Annotated in this window: 8 protein-coding genes; all 8 read right to left on the reverse strand. The window is 68.1% G+C overall.

What is annotated here, in order from left to right:
- Positions 1 to 82 precede the first annotated feature (82 nt).
- Positions 83 to 940 (reverse strand): helix-turn-helix transcriptional regulator, encoded by an 858-nt coding sequence (locus tag DL240_RS14685; protein ID WP_111730651.1) that lies wholly within the window; start codon positions 938 to 940, stop codon positions 83 to 85.
- Positions 941 to 1,054: 114 nt separating this feature from the next.
- Positions 1,055 to 4,081, reverse strand: coding sequence for a putative metal-binding motif-containing protein (locus DL240_RS14690; RefSeq protein ID WP_111730652.1), 3,027 nt, complete (start codon positions 4,079 to 4,081; stop codon positions 1,055 to 1,057).
- Positions 4,082 to 4,107: 26 nt separating this feature from the next.
- Positions 4,108 to 8,460 (reverse strand): coiled-coil domain-containing protein, encoded by a 4,353-nt coding sequence (locus DL240_RS20760; RefSeq protein WP_111730653.1) that lies wholly within the window; start codon positions 8,458 to 8,460, stop codon positions 4,108 to 4,110.
- A 383-nt stretch (positions 8,461 to 8,843) separates the two neighbouring features.
- Positions 8,844 to 9,728 carry a helix-turn-helix transcriptional regulator gene (locus DL240_RS14700; RefSeq protein WP_111730654.1) on the reverse strand — a complete coding sequence of 295 codons (885 nt, stop codon included), beginning with the start codon at positions 9,726 to 9,728 and terminating at the stop codon, positions 8,844 to 8,846.
- Between the two features lie 189 nt (positions 9,729 to 9,917).
- Positions 9,918 to 10,970 carry a coproporphyrinogen III oxidase gene (locus DL240_RS14705; RefSeq protein WP_111730655.1) on the reverse strand — a complete coding sequence of 351 codons (1,053 nt, stop codon included), beginning with the start codon at positions 10,968 to 10,970 and terminating at the stop codon, positions 9,918 to 9,920.
- Between the two features lie 103 nt (positions 10,971 to 11,073).
- Complete coding sequence (locus DL240_RS14710; RefSeq protein WP_111730656.1) at positions 11,074 to 12,516, reverse strand: LA_2272 family surface repeat-containing protein; 1,443 nt, start codon at positions 12,514 to 12,516, stop codon at positions 11,074 to 11,076.
- Complete coding sequence (locus tag DL240_RS14715; RefSeq protein ID WP_111730657.1) at positions 12,517 to 13,914, reverse strand: hypothetical protein; 1,398 nt, start codon at positions 13,912 to 13,914, stop codon at positions 12,517 to 12,519.
- Entirely contained in the window at positions 13,911 to 14,477 is a 567-nt protein-coding gene (locus DL240_RS14720) for an RNA polymerase sigma factor (RefSeq protein ID WP_111730658.1), read from the reverse strand. Before DL240_RS14720 ends, DL240_RS14715 begins: the two co-directional genes overlap by 4 nt.
- Positions 14,478 to 14,542: the final 65 nt, after the last annotated feature.

The following is a 14,542-nucleotide window of genomic DNA, read 5'->3' on the forward strand; positions in this document are numbered from 1 at the left end:
TGGGCCACAGCCTGGCGCCGGGCGTGGCGTTTGGGGAGGGGGAAGTATGCGGTGTCGAGCGGCGTGGCGGTGTGGCGAGGGCTTAAGCCGACTCCACGTCGGCGGCGCCCGGGAAGTCGTGGTGGCGAGGCATCGGCTTCAGGGATGCGAAGGTCTCTTCGGCGCAGAGCCACTCGCTCATCAGTTCGGTTCGGCTGTTGACGCCGAGCTTGGTGTAGATGCGGGAGACGTATTGATGCACCGAGTGGGGGGAGAGCTTCATGACCTGGGCGATTTCGGCTTTGGTGAGGCTATGAAGCAAGAGTTCGTAGCACTCTCGCTCGCGACAGGTGAGCGGGCTCTGGTGATCGAGGAAGCCGTGGCTGGTGAGCACGCGCACCAGGTAGCGGCCGATGCGGGGGAGGAATTCGGCCAGGGTGGTGGCATCTTCGGCGTTGAACAGGGGTTGAGTGTCGGAACGATCGACGGCCAGGATGCACTCCACGGTGCGCCCCATCGGGATGCAGCCCAGGATGCGATCTCGGGTGGAGAGCATGCCCATGAGCTCGAGGCTGGGAAGCGTACTTCCCTGCGGAAGACCGGCCAGGAATTCGTGAAAGAGAAAGACGCGCAGGCTGCCGGCCTGGCGTACGATCTCCTGGCTGAAGGGGTCGCTGGCGAGCAGGGAGCGGTTCCGCAGGAGCTTTTTGACGCGTTGTTGGTGTTCGGGAGTGGCAAAGGTCGGGATGTAGCGCACCGGGGACCAGCCCCCGAGGGGATCGCGGCGCAGATGGCGGGGACGGATGCGGTTGCGGGTGATGATCAGCAGAAAGCCGCGGGAGCCCTTTAAGGCATCGGTGGCGGCGTAGATGAGCTCGCGGGTCAGCGCATCGGGGCGGCTTTGTGGAGCCGTGCTGATGCGGTGCAAGGCCTCTACAAGGGCATGCCAACGCGGTGCCATGAGACGTTCTCAACGTTAAAAAAGGGAGCTAACGATGGGGCCATCCTCAACTCCCTGTACAGGAGCTGTCAAGGCGGCGCGCCGGATTGGCGCGCCGCCTGCGGAGGCCGGCGCTTACTTGTTCCAGGCGTCCACCCGGCCGCAGAGCAGGCGAATGCCGCGCAGCTCCGTTAAGTGGGTACGGATGGCCGTATAGCCCACGGCCACCGTGCCCGCCTGGCAGGAGTCGTCCATCGGCCAGCTGCCCTGGTCATTGTAGGAGGGGACGATGGCGCTGGTGGTGTTGTGGATGGTGTTAATGGAGATGCCGGCCTCCTGCGGTGGGGTCTGACTCATGGGCAGGAGGTCTGCTTCCAGGGGAGCGCAGCGAACGCCCAGTTTACGAATACGGCTTCCCGGGTCGTAGCTGCCGACCAGCGAGCGCACCGCCTGACCATCCGGGCAGCGCAGCACCTCCCAGCCTTCGGCGACGCCGCAGGAGCCACTGTAGCTGCCGCGGTAGATCTCTTTGTTTTCGGCCCGGGTGTGGCGCACCTGATAGGTGAAGGGATGCACGGTGTTGGTCTCTACCGAGGCGAAGTTGCGGCAGACCGCTTCCACGCCCCAGACGCCAACATGTCCGGAGGCGCAGCTAGTGTGAGGGCGGACGACGTTGACGTTAAAGCCCACCAGATACTGATGGGAGGGGCAGTGAAAGTCGTCCATCTCCCCGGTGGTGATGCCGCGCCAGGGGGTGGGGTTGGCCAGATAGCTCCAGCCCATGTCCAGGGGGCAGCCCTCATCGGTGCGTCCATCGCTGTCGTTGTCCAGGCCGTCGCATTGTTCGTGTTGCCCGGGGTGGACATCGCGGCCCTGGTAGGTGTGCCCGGAGCTGATGACAGTGCGGGTGCACTGGCAGTCGAGGAGGTCGCCTCCCGTGCGGACCCAGGGCTCGTTGGTGGGGGGGGCGTTGCCCGGGGCGCTGTCGCAGAAGCGTGCCGAGGTGTTTCCGCCGTAGCCGTCGCCGTCGACGTCTCTGTAGTAGGGGGTGGTTTCGTGGGCCGGGGCGTTATGCACGTTGTTGTCGCAGTCGTCGTCGTGGGGCGTCTGGCAGGTTTCGGTGGCGCCGGGATTTACGCCGGAGTTGGCATCGTTGCAGTCGATGTTGCCCGCGCCGGTGTGAAGTGCCTGGCTGTAGCCCGTGGGCAGGGTGCGGCAGTAGGCGAGGGTGGTGTTGGGCGATGGCGAATAGCCGTCGCCGTCGCCATCACGGTAGGCCTGGCGGGCGTGGAGCCAGTCGTCCGGGGTTTCATCGGCCTCGGCCTTGCAGTTCATGTTGGTGCTGTTGGCGCAGTCTTCCCGGCGGCCCGGGTGAACGTCGGCGCGGGTATCGTCGCAGTCTCCGGGAACCTGTGCGTAGCCCTGGGGCGGGCTGCAGGCCTGGGTAGAGACGCCCTCGACGCCGTAGCCATCGCCGTCTTCGTCCCGGTACCACACGCCCAGGTCGGGGGAGCCCTCGTCGACGGTGCCGTCGCAGTCATCGTCGATGCCGTTGCAGATCTCATCCACAGCAGCGTTACTCTGGGCGCAGGAGAGGGCGCCGGAGACACAGGCGTAGGTGCCCGCTTCACAGCGCCCCTGTAGGCCGGTGGAGCAGCTACCGCCGGTGTCGGTGAGCAGGTCATCGACGACCTGGTTGCAGTTGTTGTCCTTTCCGTCGCAGATCTCCGGCGCGCCGGTGTAGGTCTGCGGGTTGGAGTCGTCGCAATCCAGGCTGTTGTTGACCAGGCCTGCGGGGACCGCCGCTGGCGAGCAGGCAAAGAAGGGCTGTGCCCGGGCATCGCCGTAGCCGTCGAGGTCGAGGTCGGGGAAGTAGAGGAGGGAGGGATCATCGACGGGCTGCTCGCAGCCGTTGTCCAGCAGACCATCGCAGTCGGCAAAGGCCGCCGGATCGTCGCAGTGGGCGATGCAGCTTCCCGTGGCGCAGCTGGCTTGACCGTTGGGCACCGCTCCGGAGCAGGTGTCGCCGCAGGCCTGGCAGTGGTTATCGCCAAACTCCGGGCTGCCGATCTGCTCGGCCGAGTCGTCCAGACCGTTGCAGTTAAAGTCCTGGTCCGGGGCGCAGAACCGGGGGAAGGGGTGATCGGGCTCGTTGGCGCTGTAGAAGGCCGCCGGGTTGGTATCGTCGCAGTCCACCTCGGTCACCGGGTGGCTGGCCGGGCCGCAACGTCCGAGGCCGAAGCCGTCTTCGTCGTGGTCGATGCACGAGCCGCAGCTGCGGGCGGTGGGCACGCAGACGCGCGTGCCAGGCAGCAGGTTGCCCTGGTCGTCGAGTTCTTCGGCGCCGACGTCTTCGCAGGCAAAGCCCATCGGGCAGCCGCTCTCGTCTTCGCAGGGCGCCAGGCAGGTGCCCTGGCGCGTGCCGATGGCCGGGCGTTGCAGGCGCCAGTCGTAGCAGAGGGAGTCGCCGGCGCAGGGGTTCTGCTCGCCATCGCAGGCCTGGCAGAAGCCGCGGTCCACCCCGGCATCGAGCTGGAAGGGGGGGCGACAGATCGCCCCGAAGGGCACGTTGGCGGTCAGCTCCGCCGGGTTGAGTTGATCGGCAAAGGGCAGGGCCGGACGAGCTCCGGGAGGCGGGTAGGGCGACTCCCCGACAACCACCACCTGACAGCTGTAGGGTTCGTGATCGGCGAGCTCACCATTGACGCTGAGCTCGTCGCAGGCGCTGTCGGCGTTGGTGCAGACCTCGGTGCAGATGCCCTGGTCGGGGTCCAGCGCAAAGAGCTCGGCCACGCTGACGTGGGTTCCCAGGAGCGGGTCGGCGCGGTTGAGGGCGATGTCTTTGACGCAGGTGCCCAGGCCCACCGGGCAGTCGGCATCGGTGGTGCACAGGCGGTAGTCGGCCAGGGTGCGGCCGAAGTCTTCCGGGGGCTCATCGGCGTCTGCATCGGGGTCGGCGTCGGGTAGGCCGCTGTCGGCGTCGGCATCCGGGCCGGCATCGAGGTCGGCGTCGGGTTGATCGGCATCGGCGTCGGGTTGACCGGCATCGGCATCTGAGATGTCGGTGTCGCCGGCGTCGAGTCCCGGGGTGGGGGTATGAGAGGTCGGGGTGTCATCGGAGCCGCAGGCGCTGAGCCCCCCCAGGCTCAGCATCGCAGCCATTCCCCAAAGAATCGCTTTAGGAGGTCTCATTGGCATTGTCCTTGCGGAAAGACGTCCTGGTAGGTGTAGGCCACGCGCAGGCGGATATCTTCGAGCTTCGACCAGTCCAGCCCGGCGTTTTCGCCGGCGGTGGTGTCGATGAGCACGGTGTACTGCGAGGCCAGGGGCAGGCCGTTGAGCGTGGTGTTGGAGCCCTCCTGAAGGAAGGTGTTGATGCCGGCCACCGGGCTGATCGAGCGGCCCATGGAGCGCAGGTAGGTCGTGGCACCAAAGGAGGTTGTGCCCTCGCCAAACTGGTCGACGTAGCTGTCGATGCCGGGCTGGCAGCTGCGCAGGGTCCCGGTGCCGTCGTAGAGCACGCTGACGGTGGGGCGAGCCTGGCCCAGGTCCCCGACGAGCTGCAGGTCGACGGAGCTGAGTTTGGCGTTGCAGGTGGCGCCCAGGTTGGCGAAGTCGCTCAGGTTCACATAGAAGCTTGCCGCCAGGATGTCGTTGGCGCGGTTGAGGAGATCGCCCACGTTTTCGTCGGAGGTGTAGCGCACGCGTTTGTTGACCGGCACAAAGCCGTCCTGCATCAGCTGGCGCAGAACCTCCGAGGGGGTGAAGGTGCTGCCGTCGAGGTCGCTCTGAGCGAAGTTCAGGCCCAGCAGATCGTCGCGCAGCGAGAGTTCAGCGGTGAAGGCGTTGGTGGCGCCGCCGCAGGCGTTTTGCAGGCGGAGCATCTCGTCGGCGATCGCGCGCAGCTGGGTGGGGTTGCGGGCCAGCAGGATCTGGATGCGCTGGTCCATAAAGGGGCGCACCGCGTAGTACTCCAGGGCCACCAGCCAGTTCATCAGGCTGTCTTTGGCCTGCTCCAGGGCGTTTTCGGCGCTGAGAATACGGCTGGAGCGCGAGAAGACCGCCGAGGGGGAGCCCACGATCAGGTTGACGTGCTCGCGCTGTACAAGCAGCTCCTGAAGTTTGGACTCCAAAAGCTGGGCGCGCTGGGCGATTTGCCCGTACTCCATCTGGCGTTGCACGCTCTGGAGTTCGGCCCGGGCTTTGCGAAGGTTCAGCCCGGCGGCGCGAAGGAGTTCTTCGACGATGGCGTCGCGTCGGTCCTGAAGGAGTTGCACATCCTCCAGGCGCGCCTTGTCGTGGGCGATATCCAGGCGCGCCATCTCCAGGGCTTCGGCAATGGTCTCGCGCTCCAGCGCGCCGAGATGCCGGGCGTTGAGGGCGCTCTGGTGCAGTTCGTCGAGCTCTTGCTCGTACTCCAGGGTGCTCAAATCGGCGGCTTCCTGAAGTTCGGTGAGTTCGATCTCGTTGTAGCGTTGGGCTTCGCTGGCGGCGAATGCCACGCTTTCGCTGGCCGCCTCAAGTCCGAATTGCGCGGTGCGCAGCACAGAGAATCCGATGAGATGCGTTACGTTAAAGGCGGTACGGACGGTGGCGGAGGCAAACGACCCGGGATCGTCGGCGTCATCGGGGATGGCAGTGTTGACGTTTTCTCGGATCAGCTTGGAGATATCCAGCGTGGTGTCGATGGCGTTGGCTCCTTGTCCCAGCTGCATGGCCAAAAACTCCTGATCGAGCTCGGCTGTGGCGTTAGCAATGCGCATCTCGTTCCACTTTTTGAAGTCCGCGGCGGTACCTTCGTAGAAGGTCTTTTTTGCTTGCTGACGCTCTTTCAGCGTGCCGGCGATCTTCGCGATAGTGGTGTCGCGGTGTGCCTGGAGCTCTGCGAATTTCTCTTCAAGAAGTGCCACTTCCTGGATGCGGAGCAGGTCGCGTTCGGCGAGGTTTTGGGCCAGGGCGTCGGTGGCAGCGCTCTGAGCCAGAGCTCGTTGGATGAGTTCCTCTTTGTCCTGGGCGGCGATCTTTACGTTTCGGGCGCCTTCGAGCACGCTGAGCAGTGCGGCGCTGGCCTCGCTGGTGGCGAGGTCAGTGATGGGGAAGTCCTCGTCGAACTCGCCATTTTGGGTGATGGCAAAGCCGCACTCCCCGAACTCTACGCGGACCTCGCATCCCGGGGTGTTGAAGGCGTCTCCCAGGTCGCAGCCCAGGGGCAGGCCGCAGAGGTTGACGAGCTCGTCTTTGAGGTCGTCGATCTCGTTGTTGAGGCGGTTTCGCAGCTCGGCTTCGCTGAGCGCTTCGGCCTGGTCGCGGGCGATGACTTCGCTGACCTGAATGTCGGCGCGCTCGACGGCGTTCTCGGCCTCGGTGCGCAGGGTGCCCAGGAGCGTGATGTTGGAGACGGTGGGGTCGAGCGAGGTGGAGACGACGACCTCGCCATCGCGGGCGTAGATCAGCTCGCTGAACTCGGCGTTCAGGCGCTGGATCTCTCGTTGCAGGCCGGAGAAGCCGGCGCCGATGCTGGATGACAAGAATCCCTGATCGCCGGCGCGGTTGAGGTTCTTGAGCACGCCGGCGGCCAGGTAGAGGTCGCGCGCCCGGGAGGCGACGTAGTCGGTTTTGGCGCGGCGGTCGGCTGGGTTGCTGGCGACCACGTCCCAGCGACGGGCGGCGATCGTCAGCGACTCCATCGCCGTGCGGAAGTTCTGATTGATCTCCAACAAGAGCTCGCCGCGGGCGTCCACGGTGGCCTGGCCCAGGGGCTGGCGGGCCAGGGTGGAGAGGCCGGCGGTGTCGAACTGGGCGCTGAGCACCTCAAAGTGCACGTCGAGCACCGAGCTCTGCCACTCATCGAGGAGGTTCTCGTTGAGGCTGCGCACCGCGTTGGTGACGATGGCCGGGTAGTTGGTGGCGCTGAGCCACTCCAGGCGCGTCTCGGTGTCGGCGCTGAGCGAGCCGAATTGCTGACCGAGGAACTGCTCGCGGGAGGTCTGCAGGTACCAGCCCGAGAGCTCGTTGACGTAGGTGGAGTCGGTCTGCTGGGTGCGGTAGGCGCTGGCCACCAGCGAACGCCCACAGACCACCTGGTCAGAGGGGCGGCAGAGGCCCTGGTCGCCGCGGGCGCAGCGCTCCATGAACTCGGCAAAGGAGCCTTCGCCCACGCCGTTGATGTAGTCCTCGATCTGGGTGGCGGTGGTCTCCCCGCTCAGGGCGTCGGCGGAGACGGCGATGGCGCAGGCGGCCTGGGCATCGGGAGAGGCGTTTTGAAAGGCTTCCACCGAGGTGATGTCGGCGCAGTCGAAGACTTCCTGGTCGATCTCGGCGACTGCTGCGAAGTCGGCGCTCTGGCAGGCGTCGAGCGTCGGGGCGGGCAGCGGCTGTGGGGAGGCCTGGGGGATGGCCGCGTCTGGATCGATTGCGTCGCGGGTGAGCCCGTCACCGGTGCGGGTGGCGTAGAGGGCACCGGTAAAGGTCACGTCGGCCAGCGAGATGACGCCCTCGTTGCTGCGCGCCTCGTAGATGCCGGCAAAACCGTCGCGCATCTGACCCGTGAGCTGGCCATCGCTGTCGAGGTTGATCTCAAAGCGCATCTGGCGAGCGACCTGCTGCTCCGGGGCACGAATCACCGGGCTGTCGCTCAAATCGAAGTTCGCGTCGAAGGTGGCCACCCAGCTCTGGGTGAAGTCGTCGTAGTGCAGTTCGGCGGCCATGGTCTCGGGGAGCCCCGGGCCGCGGGCCGGGCTGAAGATCGCCGCGTCGTCGATGGCCAGGACCAGGAAGGCCTGCTCGGCGCTGCTCAGCGAGCTGTCCCGGGGCACGGTGACGATGTCGGCGCTAAAGGGGAGCCCGCCGGCGCCAAAGGTCTCGATCTGGACGACGCCCTCGTAGTGGCCTCCGGCCAGGCGCTCGGGGAAGAGGCCCAGGGTGAAGCTGCCCACCGCCGAGATGATCTCGACGCGCACCGCCTGCGGATCGGCGCTCTGGGGGTTGGCCAGGCCGGTCGGGAGCTCGAAGCTGACCTGATTGCCGGCGGCCTGCATCTGCAGGACCTGCGGCTCGGCGTCGGGCTCATCGCTGCGTCGGGCGATGTAGGCCACGCCGCTGGCCGGGGCCTGATCGTTGAGCTCCAGGGTGAGGGTGACGCTCTGCTGCCCCGGGGAGATGTAGTGCTGGGTGGGCAGCAGGCCGCGAAAGTTCAGGCCCGGCAGCACCGAGGGGGTCTCTTCGCCCAGGGCCTGTCGGCCGGGCACGCTGGCCACCACGCAGCGCCCGCGCTCATTGCAGCTCAGGCCCGAGTCGCAGGCCCGGGTCTCGGAGCACTGGCTGGCACAGATGCCCTGAAAGCAATAGCTCCCGGCGGCACAGTCCAGATCCAGGGTGCAGGCGTTCTGGGAATTTACGGCCAGGGGTTCGTCGTCCAGCTCCACCGGGATGTTGGGATCGGGGAAGGTCTGAGCGGGGTCATCGGCGGGGTCGCCGCCGCAGGCCATCCAAGAGGTGGCCAGGGCCAAAATCGCGAGACGTGGACGAGGGTAGGGCTTCAAGAGGGGCCTCCGAATCTGCAGGTGTGATGAGGTGGGTTGCAGACGGGAGACTAGTGAGACTGCCGGGGGCTACAATTGACGCATCGAGGGTTGGAAATGATGTGTTACTGATCAGTAACGTGGGGAGTTGTTGCGAGCGGGTGGCAGACGAAGACGCCAGAGGGCGCGGCCCCCTGAAAGAGGGGGATGGCCTTTGAGCATGGCTGTCTGCCGAAAGGGGAGGTCGTAGGCGGGGGCGAAGCCTTACCCCGGCGCGCTTCAAGGCGCGGGGGGCTCACCAGAAGGTGGGATGATCAACGTCTGACGAGGTTCTTCGTCAGGCGAGGTCGCCAGGTGGGGGGATGAGGAGCGTCGCCGACGTCCGAGTCGTCCCGGTGCGCTTGTCAGGCCGGCGTCGACGTCTGTGTACTTTCGGCGCTGCGCAGGCCTTCGACGTTCGCCAGGCGGTGATCCAGGTCAAAGGGCATCATCGCTTCGAAGAGTTGCCCGGCGATGAGCCACTCGCTGATGAGCTGGGCGCGGCTGTTGATGCCCAGCTTCTGGTAGACGCGCGCGACGTACTGATGGGCCGAGCGGGGGGTGAGCCCCATGACCTCGGCGATCTCGCTTTCGGTGAGCGCGTCGAGCAAGAGCTCGTGGCATTCGCGCTCGCGTGGGGTCAGCGGGTTCTGGTGGGGGAGCAGCCCGTGGCTGATGAGGATGCGCATCAGGTAGGGGCCACAGCGCTCGAAGAAGCGTGCGAGCTGGGCGCGATCTTCTTCGACGAATTCAGGTGCACCCAGCGGGCGATCGACGCCGATAATGACCTCGACGGTATCCCCCAGGGGCAGCCCGCCCAGCATCCGGTCCCCGGAGCCCAGCAGTGCCATCAACTCGCCGGTGGGGGTCTCCTCCCAGCGTCGTTCGCCGATGAGTTCAGGGCGCAGGAGCACCCGGAGCCGCCCGGCCGAGCGGGCGATGGCTACCGAGGAGGGAAGTTCATTGATGGGACTGCGCCGGCGCATCAGCTCACCGATGAGCTTCTGATACTCTGGAGACGCTGGCGGGCTGTAGCGATGGATCGGGGTCCAGCCCTGAATCGGCTCGTTTTGAAGGTTGCGGGGCAGCACCCGGTTGCGGGTCATCAGCAACACAAAGGCGCGGTGCCCGCCGGTGGCGCGTGCGGCCTGGTGGGCCAGGCACTCGGCGATGAGGTTGGGGTGGTGTTGAGGGGCTCTGGCGAGCGCGCTGAGCGCGTCGCAGAGGCGTTGCCAGCGATCGGGGTGCATGAGGGCTCGGAGCAAAACATCGTGCCCGGGGCGCCCGGAGCGATTCCAGAGATCGCAAGAGGCGCCGCGCGTGGCGAGTAGGGCTCCAATCCTCGGCGGGGGCTCTGGAGGATGTCAAGGGGGGAGGTTCCTGCGGGCTTGGGGCCCGGGCGTATGTGGCCGGGGGAGAGGCCCGCAGCCCGCAGGGGGTCAGCGCGGCTTGAGGTGGTTGTCGACCGTGGGCGGGAGCGTGTTGCCGCTGGCCTGGAGGTCGAGGGCCTCGGGGTGGCGCTGGTAGTGCTCGCGGACCACCTGTGCCAGGCGCTCCCGGGAGGCGGTGTCGACCGGGGTGGGGACCTCGGTCGGCAGCGCGGCGACCAGCGCCCGCACCAGCTCGGGCTGAGGCGTCGGGACCCGATCGGCCCAGGAGGCCAGCAGATCGCGGTCGATGTAGGTGGGCAACGAGCCCATGATGCCGACGTCGTTTTGATCGTGGACGAGCAGCCCGGAGGTGGTGCCGCGGTCGAGCGTGAGCACCTGGAAGAGGTAGAGGGTGTGGTAGTCGAGCTGCTGTCGGCGCTGGGCGTCGGTGGGGGCGGGGGCGTGTTTCAGCGCCTCCTCCAGGATCGCGCCGTAGGTGGCGATCACGGCCTGGCCGTAGTCCCGGGCCATGGCCAGGTCGGCGTCGAAGTCGCCGCTGTTGAAGCCCTCCAGGTAGAAGTGTGCCACCCCGCGGGTGCGTCCGAGCGCCGGGATGTCGAAGTAGCGGTCGCCCTGGGCCTGGCCCTCCTCAAAGAGGTCTTCGCGCACCTGGCGTAGCGCGTCTGTAAAGCGCGCGGTGGCCTGGGCGTCGGGGTGCGAGGGGTTTAAGTCGGCCATCACGCGCCAGCTGCCCTGGCCGTTTTTGAGCTCGGTCCAGCTGATGTGCATGTGCATCGAGGGGGCCAGCGGGTGGGCCGGGTGCACGATGGTGGAGATCGCGGTGGCCGAGGCCAGGCGGCGCTCGGGGAGGTCGTCGTAGTGCACCGAGGAGACGTTGACCGAGGCCCGGTTAAAGGTGGGGGTCTGCGCGGTGGCCAGGCGCTTGCCGCCGCCGTGGGTGCCCTGGTCGCGCAGCCATTCGATGGGCGCAAAGTCGGGCTCATCGGCGTTGGGCGCGGCCTCGACCAGGCGACGGGCCAGGGCGAGCTGGAGGGTTTCGACGAGTTCGAGCGCGCGGGTGGCGCGTGGCGATTCGGGGTAGGTACGTTTCGCGGTGGTCATCGGAGAGCTCTCAGGGGCAGGGGGACGTGAAAGCACAGGCCACAAAGGGCACGAAAGCGCCGGGAAGTCTGGTGAGGGCCGGGCGTCCGGGAGCGCCGGCCGCCTAAAAGACGACGCCCACCATAAGGTCGACCCAGAGCTGGTAAAGCCCGTCAGATTGTCGCACCTCCATCAGCGCGATGGGCGAGCCGTAGGCGTGGCCCCGGGACGTCGAGGAGCGGTAGTAATTGAAGGAGGGGCCGGCGACCAGTGCGAAACGTCGGGAGAACCGGTAGCCGGCCAGAGCGCGCAGGTGGGTTTGCAGGCCGACGTCGGCGTTGAGTTGGGTGAGCATCGGGACCAGCGCGATGTCGCCAAAGTAGGGGCGGCCCTCAAAGGGCAGGTGCAGGCCCAGCCCGCCGCCCAGGGCGTCGATGCCGCCGGAGAGGGCCCGGCTCCACTGCAGCAGGTAGCGCAGGCGCCGGCCGCCCATGGACACGCCGGCGTAGAGGTGTCCGGGGAGCGCGTAGTGGGCGAAGGCCCGCGGCGGGTAGGCCGTGGCGATGTTGACCAGGCCCACCGGCCAGCTGGCGTCTTCGGAGACGTTGACCAGCCCGAGCTGGGTGCCCTGGAGGCGCCCGGCGACGTTGACCATCCCGACTTGCACCCCGCGCTGGCGCTCGGAGATGTTGACCAGGGGGCTGAGCTGGGCGCCCTGAATCTCGGCGGCGTAGTTGAGGAGGGAGGCCATCTGGACGCCGTGGAGCGAGCCGTCGACCCAGTTGGCGCCCAGGGCCATCTGGGCGCCGGCGCCCCGCTCGCGCAGGTGGTTGAGCAGGCCGACTTCGGCGCCCTCAAAGTGCGCGTGGCTGCCGATGATGTTGAGCGAGAGGGAGGGGTTGGAGCTGCCCACCGAGAGGCCCGGGACGACTCCCAGGCGCAGGGGGCCGGTGGGGGTAGTGAGGGCTGCGGGGAGCGTGGACGTGGCGAGCGCGGGGGGCTGGCGCGTGCGGGCCAGGTGCCGGGCGCGCTGGAGGGTGTGCCGGGCGATGGCGCCGGCGCTCTCCCGGGCCGCGGTGCTCGCCAGGGCGTCGGGTTGGGGGGGCGTGTGGCGGGCGGCGCTGAGCTGGCGCGCCCTGGCGAGCACCTGTGTGGCGTGGGTTTGCCCCTGTTGGTGGGCGGCATCGCGGGCGGCGGAGCGCGAGGCGGTGATCACCCAGGCCAGGCGGCTGGCGGCCTCCCGCACCTGCTCGGCGCTGGCATCGGGGCCCAGAGTGGCGCGGTGTTCCAGCTCGTGGGTGCGTAGCAGCACCGCGCACTCTCCCCGGCCGGCGGGCACCCAGAAGAGTTGCCAGTCCGGCGCCCGGGAGTCGGCGCGCGACGCCCGAAAGAAGTGCAGCTCGGGCAGGCGCAGCTTGAGCTCCCGCTGGAGCTCGGCGACCTGCTCGGCGCTGGCGCAGGCCTCCACCGCTTGCAGCTCCGCGCGCTGTGGGGAGCGCTCGGCCCACGCGCTCTGGGAGAGCAGGCTCAGGGTGCCGAGCGCGATGCAGAAGAGGGTTCTGCGCACTCAGCGCCCTCCGCAATGGGGGCTTTTCGCGCGTTGATCGCCCAGGAGTCGGCAGAGCTCGCTGATCGCAAAAGGTGCGGCCAGATCATCGGGCCAGGTGTCGGCAAAGGTGCTCAGGTGGTGGATGGCCTGCGCTTTGTCGCCGAGCTGACGGTAATAGAGAAGCGCCAGATCCAGGCGGATCGTCGCGGCGGCCCGGGCGTTGGGGGCGAGCTCGTTGAGCAGGCGCTCGTAGCTGCGGGCCGCGCCCTGGAAGTCGCGGCGGCGCATGGCCTCCTCGGCGTCCAGGCGCAGCGTGGCCGGGCCGGGCCGGCGAGCCTGGCCCCGGGCGGCGGGCCCGGTCGTGCGCGCGGCGGTGGCGGGATGGGGCGCCGAAGCGGGAGGCTCCTCAGGCGTTTGCGCGTGGGTTGCAGGCTCCTCGGCCTGTGAGGCCTCGTCGCGGGCCCGGGCGGCCTCCCGGGCCAGGGCCTGACGCGCGCGGTGGCTCTGCGGATCCACATGAAGCGTCACCGCTTCCCAGCGCTCCGAGGGGATGGGGCGCTGGCGGCCCTGCTGCCAGGCGCTCCCCCCGAGCACCGGCTGCTCCGGGCTCTGGTCGCCGCGCACGGCGACCTCGCCAGCGATCACGCCGAGCTCGCGCTGGTCGGCGTCGACGTAAAAGGCCGTCCCCACCACGGTGGCCTCGGCGCCGGGGAAGCGCACGTTGAGGTTCTCGTCGGCGGTGGGCAAAAACTCCAGGACCAGCGTGCCCTGGCGGGCGTCGATCTCCCAGCCCCCCTCGATCACCGAGATGCCCCAGCGCGCATCGTCGGAGGCGAAGAGGCGTAGCGCGTCGAGCTCCAGGGTCGGCGCCGAGCTCGCGTCGAGGCCTGGCGCGGGGGCGTCTTCGGTCAGCGCGCGCGAGGCCAGCGAGGGGGGCGTCTCCGAGCTGTCTTGAGTCCAGGAGCTGAGGATCAGCGGCCAGGCCAGAAAGGCCACCAGCGCGGCGGCCAGCGCGGCGACCAGGTGGGCGGCCGAGCCGCGGCGTCCTTCGCGAAGCGGCAGATCGTGGGCGTCGTCGTGGGCCGGGCGCGGGCGCCGGGGCGGCAGCGCCGGCCAGGTCTCTCCGGGGCTGCCCAGACGCGCGTCGTCGGGGCGCGCCGGATGGGGCGCCTCGGGCGCGTCGAGCGAGGTGCTGATGCGATCGAAGAGCGCGTCGGCGTCGAAGACCAGGGGATCGGCCGGATCCCAGATGACGGCCTCGTCGAGCATATCGACCATGCGCTCGACGTAGTCGCGACAGCCCGAGCAGTGCTCCAGGTGGGCGCTGAGCGCGGCCTGGCGCGCGTCATCGAGTTCCCCCCGGCGCAGATCGAAGGCGTCGATCCGCACATGATGGCAGGTGGGCGCTGAACTCATGCCCGCTCTCCTGGCTGCGTGGCTTCCAGCACGGCGCGCAACTCCTCGCGCGCCCGGCGAACCCGGGAAGCCACCGTGTTGAGCGGATCGCCGGTCAGATCGGCGATCTCGCGCAGCTTCATGCCTTCGATTTCATAGAGCACAAAAGCCTCGCGATGCTCAAGCGACATGCGCTCCATCGCGGCGTAAAGCCCGCGCAGCTGATCGCGGGCTTCCAGGCGCCGCCAGGCGCTGGCCGTCTGGCGGAGCGGGCGCCAGTCATCGAGTGAGACGGTCTTTTTGCGACGACGCAGATGATCGATCGCCACGTTGCGCGCCACCCGATAGAGCCAGGTCGTAAAGGCGCATTCGCCGCGGTAGTCGGCCAGGCAGCGGTGCACCCGGACGAAGACCTCCTGGACCACGTCTTCGAGTTCGCCGCGGGGGCCCACCAGGCGGCCGACGTGGTGGGTGACATAGCCGACGTGGCGTTCGTAGAGCTGCCGAAACGCGTGGCGATCGCCGGCCGCAGCCCGGGTGATCAGCGCGGCGTCACGATCAAACTGCGGTTCGGTCTGGGCCATGGGAACGGCTCAACGTCGGGTCAATGGAGAGGAGTAGGGGCGTCAAGGGTGTCACAGGCTCCGGG

It is taken from the genome of Lujinxingia litoralis, assembly GCF_003260125.1.
GTDB classification, from domain to species: Bacteria; Myxococcota_A; Bradymonadia; order Bradymonadales; family Bradymonadaceae; genus Lujinxingia; species Lujinxingia litoralis.